Genomic DNA, 18507 nt, shown 5'->3' on the forward strand with positions numbered 1-18507 from the left:
TGTAGTTGACGTAAATTTACAACTACCCGATACGCCCTTACACACTTCAGCCTATTCTAGCAAGACTCAAGTCATTATGTTACTTATTTCAAAAATTCGTCAGTAGTTAATTCCTTAGCTTGAGGAGTTTTATACGTCACTTTACCTTTCGCGTCAGTATAAGCGCCTTCTTTACTTAGGAAATCAAAGTATGCTTGAGCACCTTTCACATCATTCGTGCCGAACACAAACTTGCCGCTTTTTATGTCTGCACGATTGCCCCAATATTGTCCATCTACGATCATCTTCATGCTTCGTTTTACGAATTTTACATCAAGATTAGCCTCTGGTGCTTCTTTTACCAAAATGTTTGCTGCTTCATCTGGATGATTGTACGCATACTCATACCCGCGTTTTACTGCCTGTACGAAAGCGCGAACAAGCTTCGGATTACGCTTAACCGTATTTGCGTGAGTAATAATACCGATAGTATCTTGCTGACCTGGAACACCGTAATCAGCTTCTTTAAAGCAACGCAACTTCGGACCAAACATTTCAGCTTGCACGCCTTCCCACGTGCCATAAAAACCACCAAAATCAGCTTTACCTGATTCAAGCGTACGGAATGTAGAAGTGCCAACAGTTACTTTATCAAACTTACCTTTACCACCATCATGCTGAATCATTCGTCGAATCACTGCATCACCTTCTGCAGAACCAAAGGTTGCGAAAGTCCTGTTATCGAAATCTTTAGGAGAATGAATTGCAGTGTTTTTAGCAAGTGCACACCAAATTGCACTCGGCTTTTGCTGAACTTGCAGAACTTCTTTTAATTTCGCACCTTTAGTGCTGAAATCTGCAAGATTAGTAGTGTTACTCAATGCAAAGTCAGCAGCTCCTGAATCAACAGCATGTTCTGCACCAGTTTGAGAGACAGCTAAAATATTCACATGTAAACCAGCTTCTTTAAACCAGCCCATATGTTTTGCTACATACACTCCAATATGGTTAGTATCTGGTATCCATGACAGCATAAACGACACATTGTGAAGACCAGACTTATTATTTTGCTGAGTATTGTTTGAAGTGCACGCGCACAGAGACATCATGCAGCATGAACTTATCAATACTGCTACCACACGAATAATATTTTTATTAAATCGACAACAAAAAACTCGCGTTTTACGCCATAATTGACATATCATGAGTTCCCTAACTTTCTGCGTATACCATTTTCTGGGAATGTGACACGAACTTGGCAGAAAACGGTAACAAGGTCCTAGCCCGCGCCGTTCAATGCCCCCGAAAACTCGTAATTCGGTTTGCCACACATTGACTCACGAAACGTCTCGATTATGCACTTATAGAAAGACAAACAAGCAAAGCAATCAAGAACCGCAACATTCAACATGCTTGACGAAATATCACGACACAGTTTATTACGTATTATTACGTAACAAAATATGTTTTTTATAGCACATAACACATTTCATACCAGCCGTATGATATTTTCATACAAGAAAAACTTATTACTATTCACGTTGTTTGATTGGGGCAGCAGTCAAACAACTGCAACAAGCATTACGGCTTGTATATTGAAAGGAACAATATTCCATGACGCACTCGCGCTGGAAAACAATACTGCATCATTATCTGCCAACAGTAATTTCTATTATTACATTACTAATTTTTTGGCAGTTTTCTTGTGAATATTCTAAAATTCCAGAAAATTCTATTCCAACACCAACAGCTATCGCTCAAGCAACATATGACGTATGGCCACAACTTTGGCCTGCAACTCTTGCAACTATTGAAGAAACAGTTATTGGTTTTAGTCTTGCCATTGCGTGCGGCATCTTACTGGGCGTACTTTTCCACGTATGCAAGCTGGTTCACGCAGCACTATTTCCGCTACTTTGTGCTGCGCAAACGTTACCACTTATTTCGATTGCCCCGCTATTTCTTATATGGTTCGGTTTCGAAATGTCTGGAAAAATTGTTATCGTAACTATTTTTAGCATGTTCCCTATTGCTGTTCAAACAATTAGAGGACTTGATGCTGTACCAAGTTTTTACAGTGATGTAGCTCTCACGTGCGGAGCTGGACGAGTTTGGACGCTTTGGCATGTGAAATTGCGGGTTGCAGCGCGCCAAATTTTTGGCGGTATTCGCATTAGCGCAGCCTACGTTTTTGGCGCAGCTACTACTGCAGAATATCTTGGCGCTCGTCAAGGACTGGGTATTTGGCTACAGGCTGCATACAATTCTTTCCGCACTCCGCTTATTTTTTCTGCAACTTTCGTAATTATTGCGTTTACTGCATTGCTTATGGGAGTAGTCAATATTAGTGAGCGTCTGCTTCTTGGTCCTGTAAGCGACGACGAAGATCCAGATAGTCAGCTTTAAATCACCGTTAAAAACTCAGCTAGCAAACTGAGAAAGTAACAGTATTCAACAAAACACCGTTAAAAACTCAGATAATGAGCTGAGAGATTAACGCTCACAACCCAACCACCATTAAGAACTCAGCTCATTATCTGAATTATTAACACATCTATAACAATAGCCGTTATTATCTCAGCTACAAAACTGAGATAATAACGGCATAATAACAGCAATTCTACTACTTTGCAGATTCTTCTTTCATAGCCTCGCCAATAGCATCGCTTAGCTCCTTTTGAGCTTTGCCATACGCTTCCCAATTGCCTTCGCGCATAGCAACATCGGAATCCTTTAATGCTTGAGCTGCGCGCTTAAGAGCAGCTTTTAATTGTGGACTCATTGCAGATGAGTTTTTAGTTTCATTTTGCTTAGAAGGATTTTGCTTATCATCTTTACTGTTATCACTTGTTTGAGATTCGTCGGTCTTACCAGCAGCATTATTTGACGCATCCCCTGCCGAGGCTCCGGAATTTCCACCAAATACTTGGTCAAGCGCCTCATCTAGTGTGTCAGCAAAACCAACCTGATCTCCGAAAGCTACCAGTACTTTCTTAAGCAATGGATAGCTCGTAGAACCACTCGATTGCACATACACAGGCTCAACGTAAACTAAACCACCGCCCAATGGCAAGGTAAGCAAATTACCGCGCTTAACTTTCGTAGATCCAGATTCAAGCAAATTCAACTCTTTAGATACGTTCGCATTTGCGTTGAAGTTGTTTTGAGCTTGACCAGGTCCTGGAACATTAGAAACTTTCGGCAATTCTTGCAAACGAATTTTTCCATAATTTGGACTAATTTTTCCTGGAGTATCTCCAGCATCCGAATCAACCGACATGAAGCCTGTTAAGATTTCGCGAGTAATTTTACCTGCTGGAATATATGTTGAAACAAGCGAAAATACTGGCTTCTTCGCATCACCTGTTTGTAAGGTTAAATAGTATGGAGGCTGCAAAATATCTTCACGCTGCGCTTCTTGAGATTCTGTTGGATCAACAGGAATCTGCCAGAAGTCTTCTCCTGAGAAGAATTGACTTGCAGTGTCTACATGATACTTTGCAAGCAAATAACGCTGAACTTTAAACAGGCTTTCTGGATAGCGTAAATGCTTCATTAAATCGCCTGAAATCGTGGAAATATCGCGATAATGTCCCGGGAATATCGATTTCCAAGCCTTAATCACAGGATCCTTTGTATCCCACACGTACAAATCAACAGAACCATCGTAAGCGTCAACTGTAGCTTTTACAGAATTACGGATGTAGTTTGCACGCTGATGAGTCAAGCCCTTAATTGAGCGAGATGTAGTAGTTGTGGAATCTTGAGTTATATTACCGAAATCAGTCATCTGCGAATAAGGGTAGGCATCAGACGTAGTATAGCCGTCAACAATCCACTTAACTCGTCCGTCGACAACTGCAGGATACACGCGCCCATCCAATGTCAAGTATGGAGCAACTTTAGACACGCGAGTCTTAGGATCACGATCGTACAAAATCTGCGAATCATTAGTTACACGATCCGAGAATAGAATCTGATCTGATTCAAAACGAATAGCGTGCAGCAACCTAGAGAAGAAGTTACCTACGCTCGGGCCACCATTACCCTTAAAAGTAGTTAAGGCACCTTGAGAACCTGTTGGATAATCAAACTCCCAAGGAGTTGTGCCTTTTGGAGAACCAACAATAGAATACTCAGGAGCATTTGGAGAGAAGTAAATACGAGGCTCATATTTTTGCTGCTTCGTAAGCTTACCTTGAGTAGGAATACCGTATTCCATAAACTGAGGCTGACCGTCTGCAGTAACCTTATTTCCATAAGCCGCAACCATGCCGTATCCATGAGTGTAAACAGTGTGATCGTTCACCCAGTTACGATTATCATTGCCAGCTAAATCTAGCTCTCTAGCCGCGATAACAGTATCTTGACTCACTCCGTCAATATCGTATTTGTCAACAGAAAGAGTGTCCGCAAAAGTGTAGTATTGCTTTGATTGCTGAAGCTGACGGAATGTTGGAGATGTGACTTGCGGATCGAGCAAACGAATTTGCGCTGTAGATTCTGCTTCTTTTGCTAGAGCGCCAGATTTACCTTGAGAAGTTGCGTTATACGATTCTTTCTTTACATTATTCAAACCATACGCAAACTTCGTAGCATCGATATTTCGCTGAATATAAGGAGCTTCCAGCTCCTGAGCGTTAGGAGCAACCTTAAAACGTTGCAAAAGAGCAGGCCAAACAAAAGACAACACCATAGCGCACACGACTAGCGACGCAACAGCTATAGCAGGTGTTCTCCAAGCCTTAATAGCTACAACGAAACGCGTGCCAATTTTTACGTTTCCATTAAGAGCATGAGACTTTAGCAACCATGCTGTTATAACAGTTCCGACAACTAACGTAATTACAGCCATTGCAATGCTAGAAGGAACACCAGCGTTCATATCTGTGTAAGATCCACCTGTAATCTTAGAACCATCTAAGTTCACAACTGTAAACACATCTAATATTTGCAAAATAGACCAAAAAATAATAACCAGCATAAACCATGCGGAAATTTGACGCCTTGCACTCTTAGTTATACTAAAAATGCCTTTGCCATTTACTGGGAGCGTAATTCTTACAGACCCCATCAAGACGTTTGTTATAACACTAAATAGCAAAGAAACCGCAAGAAGAACAATGAAAGCCCTAATAAAAAGCCTTAATCCCGGCAAAACAAACACGTAGAAGCCGTTATCAAATCCAAACTGCGGATCTTTAATACCAAACGGCTGGTAATTAAACATAAGAAGAATTTGCACCCAGTGATTGTAGAATTGCATTCCAAATACTGCACCTACAATCAAAGACACAACTCCAGCAACATGCATTGCAAGCTTAGAACTTATGCCCTTCTTGGTGTCTAAAATATTTCCTGTTTCTTTAATGTAAGTGCCATCTTCGCTTCCAGGACGCTTTTTAATAGCAATGATTGCAGATAAATACCCAAAAGCTGCCATAAGCAGAGCGTACAAAGCCCAAACGCCGATTTTAGCGGCTAGTTGAATCCAGATTACGCTCTCGAATCCAAGCTGCGCATACCACATGCAATCAGTTATAAACTTCGCAAGACCAAAAACTATTGCCACTACGAAAGCTATTGCTATTACTATTGCAGCAAGAACCCAGCGCCATTTTCTTGAGCCACCAATAAATTTACCTACGTTAAACTCTAATCTCATAGAATGCTTATACTCCTTATTTTTGGTGACTTTATCATCGTTTTTATTGCTATTACTATTATCGCTAATATTGCTAGTATTGCTTTCGCTATCTTCGCTATCTTCGCTAGTATCGCTATTTTTGCGTAAATCGCCTTCGTCTTCTAGTTTTTTCTTAGCTTCTAATAGATCACTAGAGAGGTCACCTAGGTCATCATCGTCACTATAATAGTCCGCCAAATCTTTTATTTTTTTCGCAAACTTTGAAGAAGTCTTATCTTTGTTTTTACTATTAGACTCATCTTTAGAAGCATCTTTAGAAGCATCTTTAGCAACAACATTTGCATTGCTATTATCTTCATCAATGCTTTCTATAACTACATCTTGATCGCTAGAATCATCCGTAGAAGTATCGGCAGAAGTATCGGCAAAATCATTATTTTGATTGCTCTTCTTCTTTCCGTCGCTTGTATAATCGGCACGCTTATATGTCTTACCGTTTTTAGAATTTTTAGCCATATACGCGCCAAAAGCAACCCATGCAATGCCAATGATTATTTCTATGATGACTTTCAACATAAAGTTAATGATACTATACTAATTATTCCCAATCTACTTGTTGTGTTTGTTGTGTAATCAAAAATAATTACAAAAAAGCGCGCCCGCAAGTTAATACGAACGCGCTTAAATAGATTACATTAAATCAGATTTTTTAAATACTAAGCAACATCTGGATCATCTTTAGCAATTGTGCCAGTAAGCTTACCAATAGCCTTCATAACGTGATACACAACCAGCACCACAACAGTGCCGATAGCAATACCGTTGAATTGAATACCAGAAATAGCAAACTGGAAGTTAGCAATACCAATAATCATCACAATTGCAGCAATCATAATATTCACTGGCTTATCGAAGTTCACCTTGTTTTCTACCCAAATGCGCACACCAATCATGCCAATCATGCCGTAAAGCAAAGTGGTAACACCGCCCAAAACGCCAGCCGGAATAGAGTTTACAATTGCGCCGAACTTAGGGCAAAGGCTCAAGATAAACGCAAACGCAGCTGCACACCAGTAAGCAGCAGTAGAATAAACCTTTGTTGCAGCCATAACACCAATGTTTTCACCATATGTAGTGGTACCGCAACCACCAAAGCAACCAGCGATAGCTGTTCCTAAACCGTCAGCAAACAACGCAGTACCAATCTTGGAATCGTAGTCGCGGCCAGTCATTTGAGCTACAGACTTTACATGGCCGACGTTTTCTGCAATAAGCACAAGCACAACCGGCAAGAACATAAGCAGCACAGAAAAATCAACTTTTGGAGTATGGAAGTTAGGGAAACCAATCCAAGAAGCTTCTTCAATCTTTTTAAAATCAACTTGACCTTGGAAACACGCATAAGCGTATCCAACAAGAACACCTAAAAGAATATTTAAACGTCCAAGAAGACCACGGAAAATAACTGCAATCAGCATAACAGCAACAAGCGTCACCAATGCAGTATCTGGAGCTTTTTGGAAGTTACCCCAAACAGCTGGTCCTAAATTAAAACCAATAATTGCAACAATTGCACCATTAACTACAGGCGGCATAATAATATCAATCCACTTGGCACCTGCAAAATGTACAAGCACACCAATAATTGCAAGAAGCAAACCGGTGCACATAATGCCAAAACTTGCTACAGCAATGCCTTTATGCGCTGCAGTCACAGCCATAACAGGTGCTATAAGACCAAAAGAGCTTCCTAGATAACTAGGAAGCTTATTTGCATTAATCAACAAGAACAATGCCGTCGAAAGAGCTGTGAACATCAAAGTAGTCGATGGATCAAAGCCAGTAAGAATAGGCACTAAGAACGTAGCACCAAACATTGCAATCACATGCTGAGCACCAATACCAGCAGTACGAGTCCAAGTTAAACGCTCGTCCGGCTCTACCACTTCACCCGGTTTTAATGTTTTGCCATCACCATGAAGTTGCCATGTAAACAACGAATTCATTTCTTCTCCTTGTGAAAACAAGTTCTACAAAACTTTGTGTAACGAGTGATCGCTTTAAAAAAAAAACAAGCACTCGCTGAGCGCTGGGATGGCAGCTTCTGGGAGGCCTCCTTTGTACCACCGACCCATATGCCAAAGGGAAATTGTAACGTACTGTAATGCAAGTGTCGAGTATACGAAAAAAATAATAAATTCTATGCTTAATTTTGTTGCAATATCAATGAAAATCGGTGTGTCAAATACAGCACAGCAACAGCTCACACATGTTTATAAATACTCACTTTTGTTTATACAAACGCTGTTGTAGGCATGTTAAGTAACACTCACGCAAAATTCCATTTTAATATCAACTACACGAGTAAATTTTGCAAATAGTGTTGCAAAACCAACGCATGGTTTATAGAAGGATTTTTAGCAGCATATACCAGTGTTATCGTTGAATACTGATTGCATAATGCAATAATATGTTCAACAGCTTCACCATTGGCATCAAGCTCATCAACATAACGATGAGAAAATTCATCAAAACGTTCAGAATCGTGATTAAACCATCGGCGCAATTCAGTTGTTGGAGCAATATCTTTACACCATTCGTTAATATGCGCACGCTCTTTACTTAACCCACGAGGCCAAAGCCTGTCTACCAAAATCCTAAATCCGTCATCATTATCGGCACATTCATACACGCGTTTAATTTGCACAATATGATTGCTATTTATACCTTTTTCACACATACCAATTATCTTGCCATTCTAACAAAAATTTTCAATACTCATCATGCATTGCAAACAATACGAGACACCACATTTTAATATATGGTGATATATCTTGATATATAATGTTAGATTCTGTGATTTTTATATTCGGCGTGTCGCGTGTTTTTTCAGCAAAATGCATCATTATTGGCGAAATCCTTAATCTCATGTTCGATTTTGTCCGATTATGAGAGAATAATGAGCTAAATGGTTACTTTCTTTGATACATGGAAAAAGAAAATCTGCACCATCGATATGGCTCTCATCGCCGTATTGACACTTCTAGCTTCCTTCATCGGTAGCTGGCTTAAGCAATACCCAGGCTTAAAACTACTGGGGGCTCTTATTATTGCGTTGCTTGTTGGCATGGCTCTGCAGCTGCCATTACACGCATACAAAAAGAATAATGATTTACGACGAGCTGGTGTTAAAAGTGCTGCCGGCTTGATTGCAAACAAGCTTCTTCGTCTTGGCATTATTCTCCTCGGTTTTAAACTGAACTTACACGATTTATTTACCAAAGGTATTAAGTGCTTACCTATTGCAGCTGTATTAGTTGCCATAATGGTCTGCGTAACTTATAACATTGCTAAATTGTTAAAGGTAAACCCTCAGCTTGCAATGCTCACCGCAGGAGGCACAAGTATTTGTGGCGCCGCAGCAGTTATGGGTCTTTCTGGCTCAATGCCAGTTCTTCCAGAGGAAGAAGATGAAAAAGAACAGAACGAAGTTATGGCCGTTGCAACCGTTGCAATCATGGGCACCATTTACGCTCTTGCTGAAATCTTCATTCTTCCTCACTTCGGCATGACTAAGCAGCAGCTTGGCATCGCTTCAGGTGCATCTCTTCACGAAATTGCACACGCTGTTGCTGCCGGCGGAGCTTTTGGAAGTATTGATGTTGCAACAATCATGAAGCTAGCTCGCGTTCTTATGCTCGTTCCAGCATCAATTTTCATTGCAATTTGGTGGAATGCTCGTCATTCTAAAGTTGAAGATGGCGGAAAGCATAAGATTAGCTTCCCATGGTTCATGCTTGGCTTCATTGCAGCATCCGTTATTGGAACTTACGTTCCTTTCGTAGCTACACATGCAGCAACTTTAGTTGATGCAGGATATGTTTTCCTCGGCATGGCAATGGCTGCTCTTGGAATTAACGTAAACTTCAAAGTTATTTTCAAACAGGGTCGCACTGCTTTCCTAGCAAGCTTCTTAGCTTCTATTGTTTTAGTTATTTTGGCTTGCTTAGCATCAGTCTTGTTCTTCTAAAGAACTGTACTACGCAACTTTAAAAAGAGGGTCTTTATAAAGACCCTCTTTCCATATCTGATGTACGTTCTCAGAAAGTTAATCAATATGAACAGCTGTTCCTGTAGGAATATGATCATAAAACCATTTAGCATCTGCAACACTCAATCGTACACAGCCATGCGAAGCAGGAGAGCCAAGTTTTACACCTTCAGACGGAATATATTCGCCAAAATTGTAACGCGTTGGAACTGAGTGGAATAAATATTGTCCACCAATAAAACCTACCCAATAATCAGCACCAACACCTTCTGTCGTATTAAAGAAGTGGGTCCCACGCATACCAATCATGTAATCACCATGAGGCGTAGAATTATCCATACCGGAACTTATAACCATCGTGTAAACATTTTTCCCATTCGCAATAACATGTACACGCTGTTTAGTTAAGTTTACTCGCACGCGTAATTGAGAAACAGGAATCCCATCAAGATTCGGATACTTACCCCCTGTAGGCTTCCTCCAAAAATCAGATTTAACTCTTCTAGTATTGCACGATGCTCGTTTGCCACAACGTTTAGTATGTCTTTGTGCAAACTTATGAGAGTCAGCATCATTGTTATTAATATACAATTGATGATTGCCACTATTATTTTGCTTACGTTGAATCAGCATAGCATTCGGCGCTAATAGTTGATAACGTTGTGCAGCAGAAACCATATTAAAAGTTTCAAAACCAATAAAACAGACCCAAGCAATAAACACAATAGTTGAACAAGTACCAATAACAATACGCATAGCCACAGAGGCAGATTGCCACCAATCGCGCACCTTCACAGCACTATGAGTACACTTTCGTATATCGTTCATCAACTTATGAATAAACTGCATTACGTCTCCAACACGAGAAAACAAAAGCGTTGCTTGCTCTAGTCTACCAGTAACTAGAACAAGCAACACCAAAAATAAAATTTATCTTTCAAATGCGAGCAATATCACATATGAAACTTTACATTCTATTTCACTTCTGCAGTAATTTCACACGTTAAACTTAAATTCAACAATGTCACCATCTTGCATCACATAGTCGCGACCTTCAAGGCGAAGCTTTCCTTCTTCCTTAATTTTTGCCATAGAACCATCAGCGGCTACAAAATCGTCGTAAGATACGATTTCTGCTTTAATAAATCCGCGCTCAAAATCAGTGTGAATTACGCCAGCAGCTTGTGGAGCAGTCCAGCCTTTATGAATTTGCCACGCGTGAACTTCTTTCACACCTGCAGTTAAGTAAGTTTGCAAACCAAGGATGCCGAAACCTACGCGTGCAAGCTGGTCCAAACCAGACTCCTTTAAACCAGCATCTTCAAGCATTTCACGAGCATCAGCTTCGTCAAGTTCAGTAAGCTCAGACTCAAATTGAGCATTCAAGAAGATTGCTTTAGCAGGAGCAACGGAAGCAGATAAACGTGCTTTCAAATCTTCATCAGCCAACTCTGAATCATCTACATTAAATACATAAATAAACGGTTTAGCAGTGAGCAAGTGTAAATCATATACATCGTTTTTATCGATGAGTTTTTCGTTATGGGCTTGGTCAATCGTTTTACCAGATTCAAGAATTTGCTTAGCTTTATTTACAGCGTCAACATATTCCTGCGTAACTTTCTTACCACGCAAATCCTTTTCCAACTTTGGAAGAGCATTGTCAATAGTTTGCATATCGGCAAGAATAAGCTCAGTGTTAATCGTGTCAATATCGTCTGCAGGATCTACTTTGCCGTTAACATGCACGATATCATCATCATTAAATGCGCGAACGACTTCACAAATTGCGTCTGCTTCACGAATATTGGCAAGGAATTTATTTCCTAAGCCTTCACCTTCACTTGCGCCCTTAACAATGCCAGCAATATCTACGAAAGTAACAGTTGCAGGCACAATCTTTTCGGTATGAACCAAGTTAGCTAATACTGGCAAACGACGATCAGGAAGCGGAACAATGCCAGTATTTGGTTCAATTGTTGCAAACGGATAATTCTCCGCCAACACATTATTACGAGTTAAAGCATTAAACATAGTGGACTTGCCTACGTTTGGCAAGCCAACAATTCCAATAGTTAAAGACATATTCACCTAGTGTAGACCAGCGCCGGGAAAGCCGACACAACTTATTCCTATCCTATTTATTTTCGATAGCATCCACTGCAGCAATAACATCCCCTCTGAAGCCGCAAGATTCTAACTCAGCGACACCACGAATAGTGGTTCCTCCTGGAGAACACACAGCATCCTTCATAGCTCCTGGATGCACACGAGTATCCATGTACAATGCACCCACACCTTCAATCATCTTTGCAGCCAAACGGTATGCACAATCACGTTGCAAACCATATTTCACGCCAGCATCCCCTAGCGCCTCTATATACATTGCAGTAAAAGCAGGAGCACAGCTGGAAAGACACATCGCAATATTCATATGTGCCGCATCAACCCGCTCTATTAAAGAAATCGGCTCAAATAAAGCATGAAACATCGAAAGTTGATTATCCGTAAGTGAATGAGCAGTTTCAGCCAACGTCACTCCTTGACCTACCGCAATAGGAGTATTAGGGATAATGCACTGAACATGAGCATTCTTGCCAAGTAACTCTTGATAGCGTTCCAGTGTCCAACCTGCTGCTACAGAAATGATTGCAATATTACGCTCGACAATACAATTGGCAATAGGCTTTAGTACTTCAGCAACTTGATGAGGTTTTACAGCTATAATAACCGCCTCGCTTGCCTCACACACTTCTTGAGCAGTATGTAAGGCGTGCACACCAAACTGCGATGCAGTATGCTCAAGTTTTTCAAAATGGCGAGCGCAAGCAACAATATGTTCGCCTTGCACTATGCCGGCTTGTACAGCACCGCGCACAATTGCCTGCGCCATATTCCCGTAGCCAATAAATCCAATATTCCCCAATATTTGAGTAGTCATAACGAACTCCCCCTTGCTAAGCGATATTTTAATAGCACACTGATCAGTAAATGTGCTTACATACAGATGTAAAGCATATCAAACAGTGTTTTATTTGAATACATGTCGAGCCATCACAGCAATATCAAGAATTTATCGCTTATATAATGCTGCTAAATCTCCACGATTAAGCGCTTCATTAAATAAGTGACGAAATACTACGTCTCCATGCAAACCATCATGCTCAAACTCATTTGTAGTCCAGTAATGCGAATGAGCAATACGAGAAAGCGTGTCAAGCTGAAGGCCAGAATCCACATACATGTCATCAAAATAGACTGCTGACTGCAATGGGACTTCATTATTAGCAAGCTGATTCTGGTCATAAATCTTACCGAACTGCTTATCTTTCATTAAACAATCGACAGCTGGTAAGAATGGCTGTAGAGCCTGTTCTTGATCGTACATCCAAGGAAACATTGCTTCTCCAGTAAACAACAGTGGACGAGCTGAACCAGAAAATTCGGGCATACTTTCTCGAACTTGCTGGGCAGCCCACAAAATTGGATGTTCCAATTCACCATCGGCATAAATAAACTCTTGTAACGGCCAATATAGAGGACTCGAAGCAGTAGCATCCATTAAACCATACAAGAATTCATCGCTTAAACTACCTGCAGAAGCTCCACCACCGTGCTTAAACGCTTTCAAAGAGCCATCACCATCTGCAAAAGCGGAATCAAGAAGCCAATGTACTCGCTCAAAACTTGGTTTCATACCAAAGGAAGAGCCCAACATTTGGAATCGTTCAACTGTGAGCTTTTCTCCATTTGGAAGCACAACATCTCCCTGAGCAATACGGTCTGCAATAGCGGCTGCACGAGCAACATCCTGAGGATAGCGCTCATAGAATTGCTCAGTTTTACGTGCCATACGGGGGAAAGTATGCTCATAGACTTCACGCGCATTTGCTGGAACGTGAGGAATGCCTCCTGTTGTAAAACTTGCGATTAATCCTTGTGGGAAAAGCGACAAATATGTAAGCGTAAGGAAACCACCGTAACTTTGACCTAGAGAGACCCACGGTTTTGCGTCAAATTCTGTAAGTCGCAAATGTTCAAAATCGCGAATAATAGAATCAGCTAAGAAACGCTTCAAATACCATGCTTGACGCTCAACACTTACGCCATCATCTGCCATACGCTTCATAGTTGAAGCATCCACTCTTGAAGAGCGTCCTACTCCGCGCTGATCCGGTAAAACTACACGAAAATGCTGAATAGCCTCTTGAATCCAGCCGTCACTAGAGGGAGAAAGCGGGCGTGGACACTGACCGCCAGGACCGCCTTGTAAAAACACCAACAATGGCAAGTCATCATGTATATGCTCAGGCGCGCAAACTACTCTGCAAAATAATCGAAGTGTCTCGCCTTTAATAGCACCACCTGGAGTGTTGCCTTCCCAATCAAGCGGCACATCAATCGCACGTTCTTCAATATGCAATCCCGGAACATAGTAACTTGTCAGCAATGCCATTTCACATTCCCTTTCTGTACTCGCGTGCTACATTGCAACTATCAATTACACACTCTATTCATAAATCATACTCAAGTTTGATTGTTCTATAAAGTACTATGCACTAGCCTAGTAAATATGAAAATACCTCATATGTTTCAAAGTGCACTACAACGCTTACGCACTGAGCTTACAATAAACGATATATTATGGGGTATTATTTCACTTATTCTTTTTATACTCTCAAGCAATCGCTACGTTATAAGCAACGTTGATGGCTTTTTGACACAAAGTTCACTAATTACAGTAACGCTTACCAATGTTGTTATTGCATTACTACTTTCAGTACGAAAACTATGGCCTGAACAATCGGCTACTATTTTTATTGTTACTTGCATTGTGCAAGTAATATTTGGTCCTACTCAACTTTTTGCTGATTTCTTTGGTTTCGTGCTACTTGTTAACGCTATTGCGCGTGGAAATCCAGAGCATTCAAAAGCTTTTGTTATTGCAGCTTACGTAACAACCGTATTATCTTGCGCAGTAATATCGTGGAATATTGTAATGGGACCAATATATGGCAACAATCATTCAAAAGCTAGTTATACTTACAGCGTACGAAATATAAATAGTAGTAACATAAGAAATTGCATTTCGATTATACTTGATTTTGCAATTCCTTCAATAATTTTTGCGATTATTATTACTACTATTACGGTTATTATTGGCTACTGGCAGCGCACTCACGTGCATACTATTCAACTTTTACAAGATCACAATAATGCCATTCGCGCGTACCGAAAAAAAGCTCAAAATATTGCCGTTACTGCAGAGCGCGCAAGAATTGCCAGAGACATGCACGATATTGTTGCCCACACGCTTTCTATTATTATTGTTCAAGCAGATGGTGGCCGTTATGCCGCAACCAAAGATATTGCGCTTGCTAAAAAAACAATGCATATTATTAAAAACGAAGCCGAGCGCGCCGTTCACGACATGCGCCGACTTCTAGAAGCTTTAACAGACGCTCCATCGTGTCAATTGGATTTCAACCACATACCTTCGCTTATTGAGCAAGCAAAAATTGCATCTCCTAAAAATATTTTTTGGCATACTATTGATGGCATAAATTCTCAAAATAGGCTTAACACTGACGCACAAACCGTCGCATACCGCGTTGTTCAGGAATCTCTTACTAATATTCGAAAGCACGCAGGAGATGGCGTTAAAATAAACATTCATGAACAGTGGAAAAACCAAGGCTTAACACTAAAAATCACGAATGAAATACACAAAACCGAAGCTAACCAAACGAAAAATAGCAATGCGCAACATAAAAACGGTTATGGCTTAATTGGTATGAAAGAGCGACTTGAAAATCTTCACGGAACGCTTGATTATGGGAGACTCAATGACGGAACGTTTAGTATTGTTGCTTTTATTCCATATTCTTACAGCACAGACCAATCAAACAGCGCTACTTCTGCATTAAATAGTATTCCTAACGTTACTTATAAGAATACAAAAGTTAATAATGAATCGGCAGCGCAAGCAGAACCGGCAAATGTGAAACCAGCAGATGTAAACGTTCCAACCTCATCAAAAGTTTTGCCAAAAGTTTTACCAGAAACAAATGCTTCACAAAATAGGATTGAGAAAGTATCACAATGGTTTGAACAACATTGGCTTATTGGAGACATTATTTATGCATCACCTTGGGTTGTTATGATGCTTTTTATACCAACTTACGATTTTCTTGTTGGAACTGGAATGACTTCACAATATTCCAGCTCGCTTTCATTACAAATACTTTATAGAGTATTTACTCTTACAACCATGATTCCATTCATGTTCCGTAGAAAATCTCCAACTACATGCGCAATTGTTGCAGCAGTATTTTCTGCAATACAGCTTATATTCCTGCCTAATATTTTATTCGCTAATTTTTTCATACCGAACATTATTTACGCTGCGGTTCTCTACGGTAAAAAACGCGCATGGCAATGGGTTAGCGCAGTAGTGCTTGCCGAATCTGCTATTTTCGCAGTAAAAATTGGTATTGCTACAAGAAATATTCCACAAAATGAAACTCCAATACGATTCTTTACGTCAAATATTGTCACAACCAATTTTTATGACATTATGCAAATTGCGTCCGTTGGATTAGTTTTTGGTTTCATAGTTGCAATAATTTGTTTTACAGTTATTGCGTTTGCTTATTACCGCCGGAGTGACGATAATAATTTGCTGCTTCTCAAAGCGCGAAGAACGGAACTTGAACAAGAGCAAAAACAGCTAGAAGTACTTGCAGCGAACGCAGAAAGGCAACGACTTAGCGCAAATATTCAGCAAAAAGTTGCACTCACATTACATAAGGTAATTAATGCTGCAAATTGTGGAATTAGTATGCTAAATAAATACGAAAAATCAAATAGCAATGCAGAAAATCGAAAGTCATCAGAACCAGAGCAATCACAGGAACAAGAACAAATTGAAGAAATTAGTAAAGCTTTTAAAAACATTGGAGATGAAGGTCGCTCAGCACTTAGGTACATGCGAAAATTGCTTGGGATTTTGCGAGAAACAGGTTCAAGTGTTCATTCAGCAAATAATGGTGCAAATGTAACTGAGATCGCGATTCGTCCTGCTCCTTCGCTTGACGAGCAAATTCAACACAACACATTAAATAAGCAAGAGTAAGTTGATACTATGGAAAATATGGAAAACAATGAAGTAATTCGCATCGCAATCGCCGACGATCAAGAACTTGTGCGCGCAGGCTTTACCATGGTAATTAACTCACAGCAAGATATGCAAGTTGTTTCCCAGGCAGCGAATGGAAAACAAATAGTAGAGCTTACAGAAAAAGATCTTCCAGACATTATTCTTATGGACGTTCGCATGCCTGTAATGGACGGTTTGGAGGCAACTCGCAAGATTCTGCAGCAAAAAACTAACACAAATACTCGAATCATTATCTTAACAACTTTTGATTTAGACGAATATGTTATGGCTGCAATTCATGCGGGTGCTTCCGGGTTCCTTTTGAAAGATACTGAACCTGAAACTTTGCTTAATTCCATACGAACTGTGTATCAAGGCAACGCAATTATTGCACCGACTGCAACCAAGCGTTTAATCGCAACTATGGTTCAACAAGATAGTATTATGCATACTTCGCTCAATACAACTTCCCTATCAACGCAAATTCCTCACAGCGAAAATTCAACTCTTCCAGAACTTACTGATCGCGAATACGAAGTACTGATTGAAATTGCTCACGGGCTTTCAAATCAAGAAATTGCTGACAAACTGTTTATTAGCTTACCTACAGTAAAAACTCATGTTGCGCATATTTTAGGAAAAATCGATGCTCGAGACCGCGTGCAGGCTGTAGTTTTTGCTTACGAAAATGGTTTAGTAAAACTGTAAATATATTACGCTAATTGTTTACATTGTTAGATTTGTAGGCTTTTATTTTTACTTTAGATCTAAATAGCGGGCTGCTTAGTGCAATATGTACACTGATAATATTGCAAATATTCAGCAACAAAAACTCGAGGCGTACAGCAACTTTAATACAAAACTGCAAACTAACATGCACACAAACTACGAAAGCACAATGAAACTATAAGCTTGCGGCTTTATATTCAAAGGAAACATAAAGCCGCAAGTTTTAGTAATTTATACTATCTGCGCTTGGGTTATGCACTATGCGCGCGTGTTGCGGCGATGCCGCATGACTGCCATTCCTGTAGCAGCTGCACCTGTAAGTGTTAGAGCTCCTAGCACACTCCATATAAGAGTGCCCCACCCATTGCCAGAAGATTGATTTTCACCTGAAGCTCTTTCTTGAGCTTTTGGCTTTTTGCTTTCTATATCAGAAATCTTTTCATCAGTCTCTTTTGCTGATTCCTCAATTTCTTTATTATCAGCATCAGTTGACACTTCTTCAGAAGCATGAGAATCTACAACTTCATGCTTCACTACTGTCTTATTCTCAACAGGAGCTGATTTTTTAACAGTAGATTCAGCAATAATCGTATTTGCATAAGTAGCATGAGGTGGATTAGTAATTTCGGACACAGATGGTTTTGCAACAACTTGTTCCTGAACAACATTATTTTTCTGATAAGTATCTTCTGGAACATAGGAAACTTCCGGCTGCACAACTGGCGGTTCTACTGGTACAACTTCCGACTCTGCTGGAACAGTTTCAGTTTCAGGCTTCACAACGTCAGTTTCAGCTGGCACAGTTTCAGCTTCAGGCTGAGATGGAGCAGGAGCAGGTGCCGGCTTCGCAACCGGCGGTTCTGCTGGTGCAACTTCAGTTTCCGGCTGAGATGGAACAACCTCAGTTTCAGGCTTCTTTGGAGCAGTTTCAGCTTCCGGCTT

General features: G+C 40.4%; 12 protein-coding genes and 1 pseudogene. 4 read left to right on the forward strand and 9 right to left on the reverse strand.

The window, feature by feature from the left end:
- Window positions 1–83: 83 nt before the first annotated feature.
- Window positions 84–1088, reverse strand: a complete 1005-nt coding sequence (locus tag HMPREF3208_RS05385; protein ID WP_230953110.1) for an ABC transporter substrate-binding protein — start codon at window positions 1086–1088, stop codon at window positions 84–86.
- 505 nt (window positions 1089–1593) lie between these two features.
- Between HMPREF3208_RS05385 and HMPREF3208_RS05390 the strand changes: the two genes are divergently transcribed.
- Complete coding sequence (locus HMPREF3208_RS05390; protein ID WP_064347573.1) at window positions 1594–2385, forward strand: ABC transporter permease; 792 nt, start codon at window positions 1594–1596, stop codon at window positions 2383–2385.
- Window positions 2386–2602: 217 nt separating this feature from the next.
- Here the strand turns inward: HMPREF3208_RS05390 and HMPREF3208_RS05395 are convergent, their stop codons facing one another.
- The 3 genes from HMPREF3208_RS05395 to HMPREF3208_RS05405 all read right to left on the reverse strand — a co-directional run bounded on the left by HMPREF3208_RS05395 (window position 2603) and on the right by HMPREF3208_RS05405 (window position 8366).
- The gene (locus HMPREF3208_RS05395) at window positions 2603–6202 is read right to left on the reverse strand and encodes a UPF0182 family membrane protein (protein ID WP_064347576.1); all 3600 of its coding nucleotides are present in this window, start codon (window positions 6200–6202) and stop codon (window positions 2603–2605) included.
- 140 nt (window positions 6203–6342) lie between these two features.
- Entirely contained in the window at window positions 6343–7632 is a 1290-nt protein-coding gene (locus HMPREF3208_RS05400) for a uracil-xanthine permease family protein (protein WP_016637221.1), read from the reverse strand.
- Between the two features lie 350 nt (window positions 7633–7982).
- A complete protein-coding gene (locus tag HMPREF3208_RS05405; RefSeq protein ID WP_064347578.1) occupies window positions 7983–8366 on the reverse strand; it encodes a DUF488 domain-containing protein in 384 nt (127 codons plus the stop codon).
- Between the two features lie 228 nt (window positions 8367–8594).
- On the opposite strand from HMPREF3208_RS05405, the gene HMPREF3208_RS05410 reads away from it, so the two are divergent.
- On the forward strand, window positions 8595–9656 hold the full coding sequence (locus HMPREF3208_RS05410) for a YeiH family protein (RefSeq protein ID WP_016637219.1): 1062 nt from the start codon (window positions 8595–8597) through the stop codon (window positions 9654–9656).
- Window positions 9657–9734: 78 nt separating this feature from the next.
- Here HMPREF3208_RS05410 and HMPREF3208_RS05415 read toward each other — a convergent pair whose 3' ends face one another.
- The 4 genes from HMPREF3208_RS05415 to HMPREF3208_RS05430 form a co-directional block, all read right to left on the reverse strand.
- A complete protein-coding gene (locus tag HMPREF3208_RS05415) occupies window positions 9735–10526 on the reverse strand; it encodes a L,D-transpeptidase (protein WP_032814943.1) in 792 nt (263 codons plus the stop codon).
- A gap of 147 nt (window positions 10527–10673) precedes the next feature.
- Complete coding sequence (gene ychF, locus HMPREF3208_RS05420; protein ID WP_064347581.1) at window positions 10674–11762, reverse strand: redox-regulated ATPase YchF; 1089 nt, start codon at window positions 11760–11762, stop codon at window positions 10674–10676.
- A gap of 52 nt (window positions 11763–11814) precedes the next feature.
- On the reverse strand, window positions 11815–12618 hold the full coding sequence (gene proC, locus HMPREF3208_RS05425; protein WP_064347583.1) for a pyrroline-5-carboxylate reductase: 804 nt from the start codon (window positions 12616–12618) through the stop codon (window positions 11815–11817).
- A gap of 132 nt (window positions 12619–12750) precedes the next feature.
- Window positions 12751–14133: an alpha/beta fold hydrolase gene (locus HMPREF3208_RS05430; RefSeq protein ID WP_016637215.1), complete on the reverse strand. Its 1383-nt coding sequence runs from the start codon at window positions 14131–14133 to the stop codon at window positions 12751–12753.
- Between the two features lie 117 nt (window positions 14134–14250).
- Between HMPREF3208_RS05430 and HMPREF3208_RS05435 the strand changes: the two genes are divergently transcribed.
- Together HMPREF3208_RS05435 and HMPREF3208_RS05440 are read left to right on the forward strand one after the other, a co-directional pair.
- Entirely contained in the window at window positions 14251–16812 is a 2562-nt protein-coding gene (locus tag HMPREF3208_RS05435; RefSeq protein WP_064347586.1) for a sensor histidine kinase, read from the forward strand.
- A gap of 9 nt (window positions 16813–16821) precedes the next feature.
- A complete protein-coding gene (locus HMPREF3208_RS05440; RefSeq protein WP_016637213.1) occupies window positions 16822–17544 on the forward strand; it encodes a response regulator in 723 nt (240 codons plus the stop codon).
- 279 nt (window positions 17545–17823) lie between these two features.
- Here the strand turns inward: HMPREF3208_RS05440 and HMPREF3208_RS06815 are convergent.
- Window positions 17824–18507, reverse strand: a pseudogene (locus tag HMPREF3208_RS06815) (hypothetical protein); the annotation flags it as partial.

Source organism: Gardnerella vaginalis, assembly GCF_001546485.1.
Taxonomy (GTDB): Bacteria; Actinomycetota; Actinomycetes; order Actinomycetales; family Bifidobacteriaceae; genus Bifidobacterium; species Bifidobacterium vaginale_D.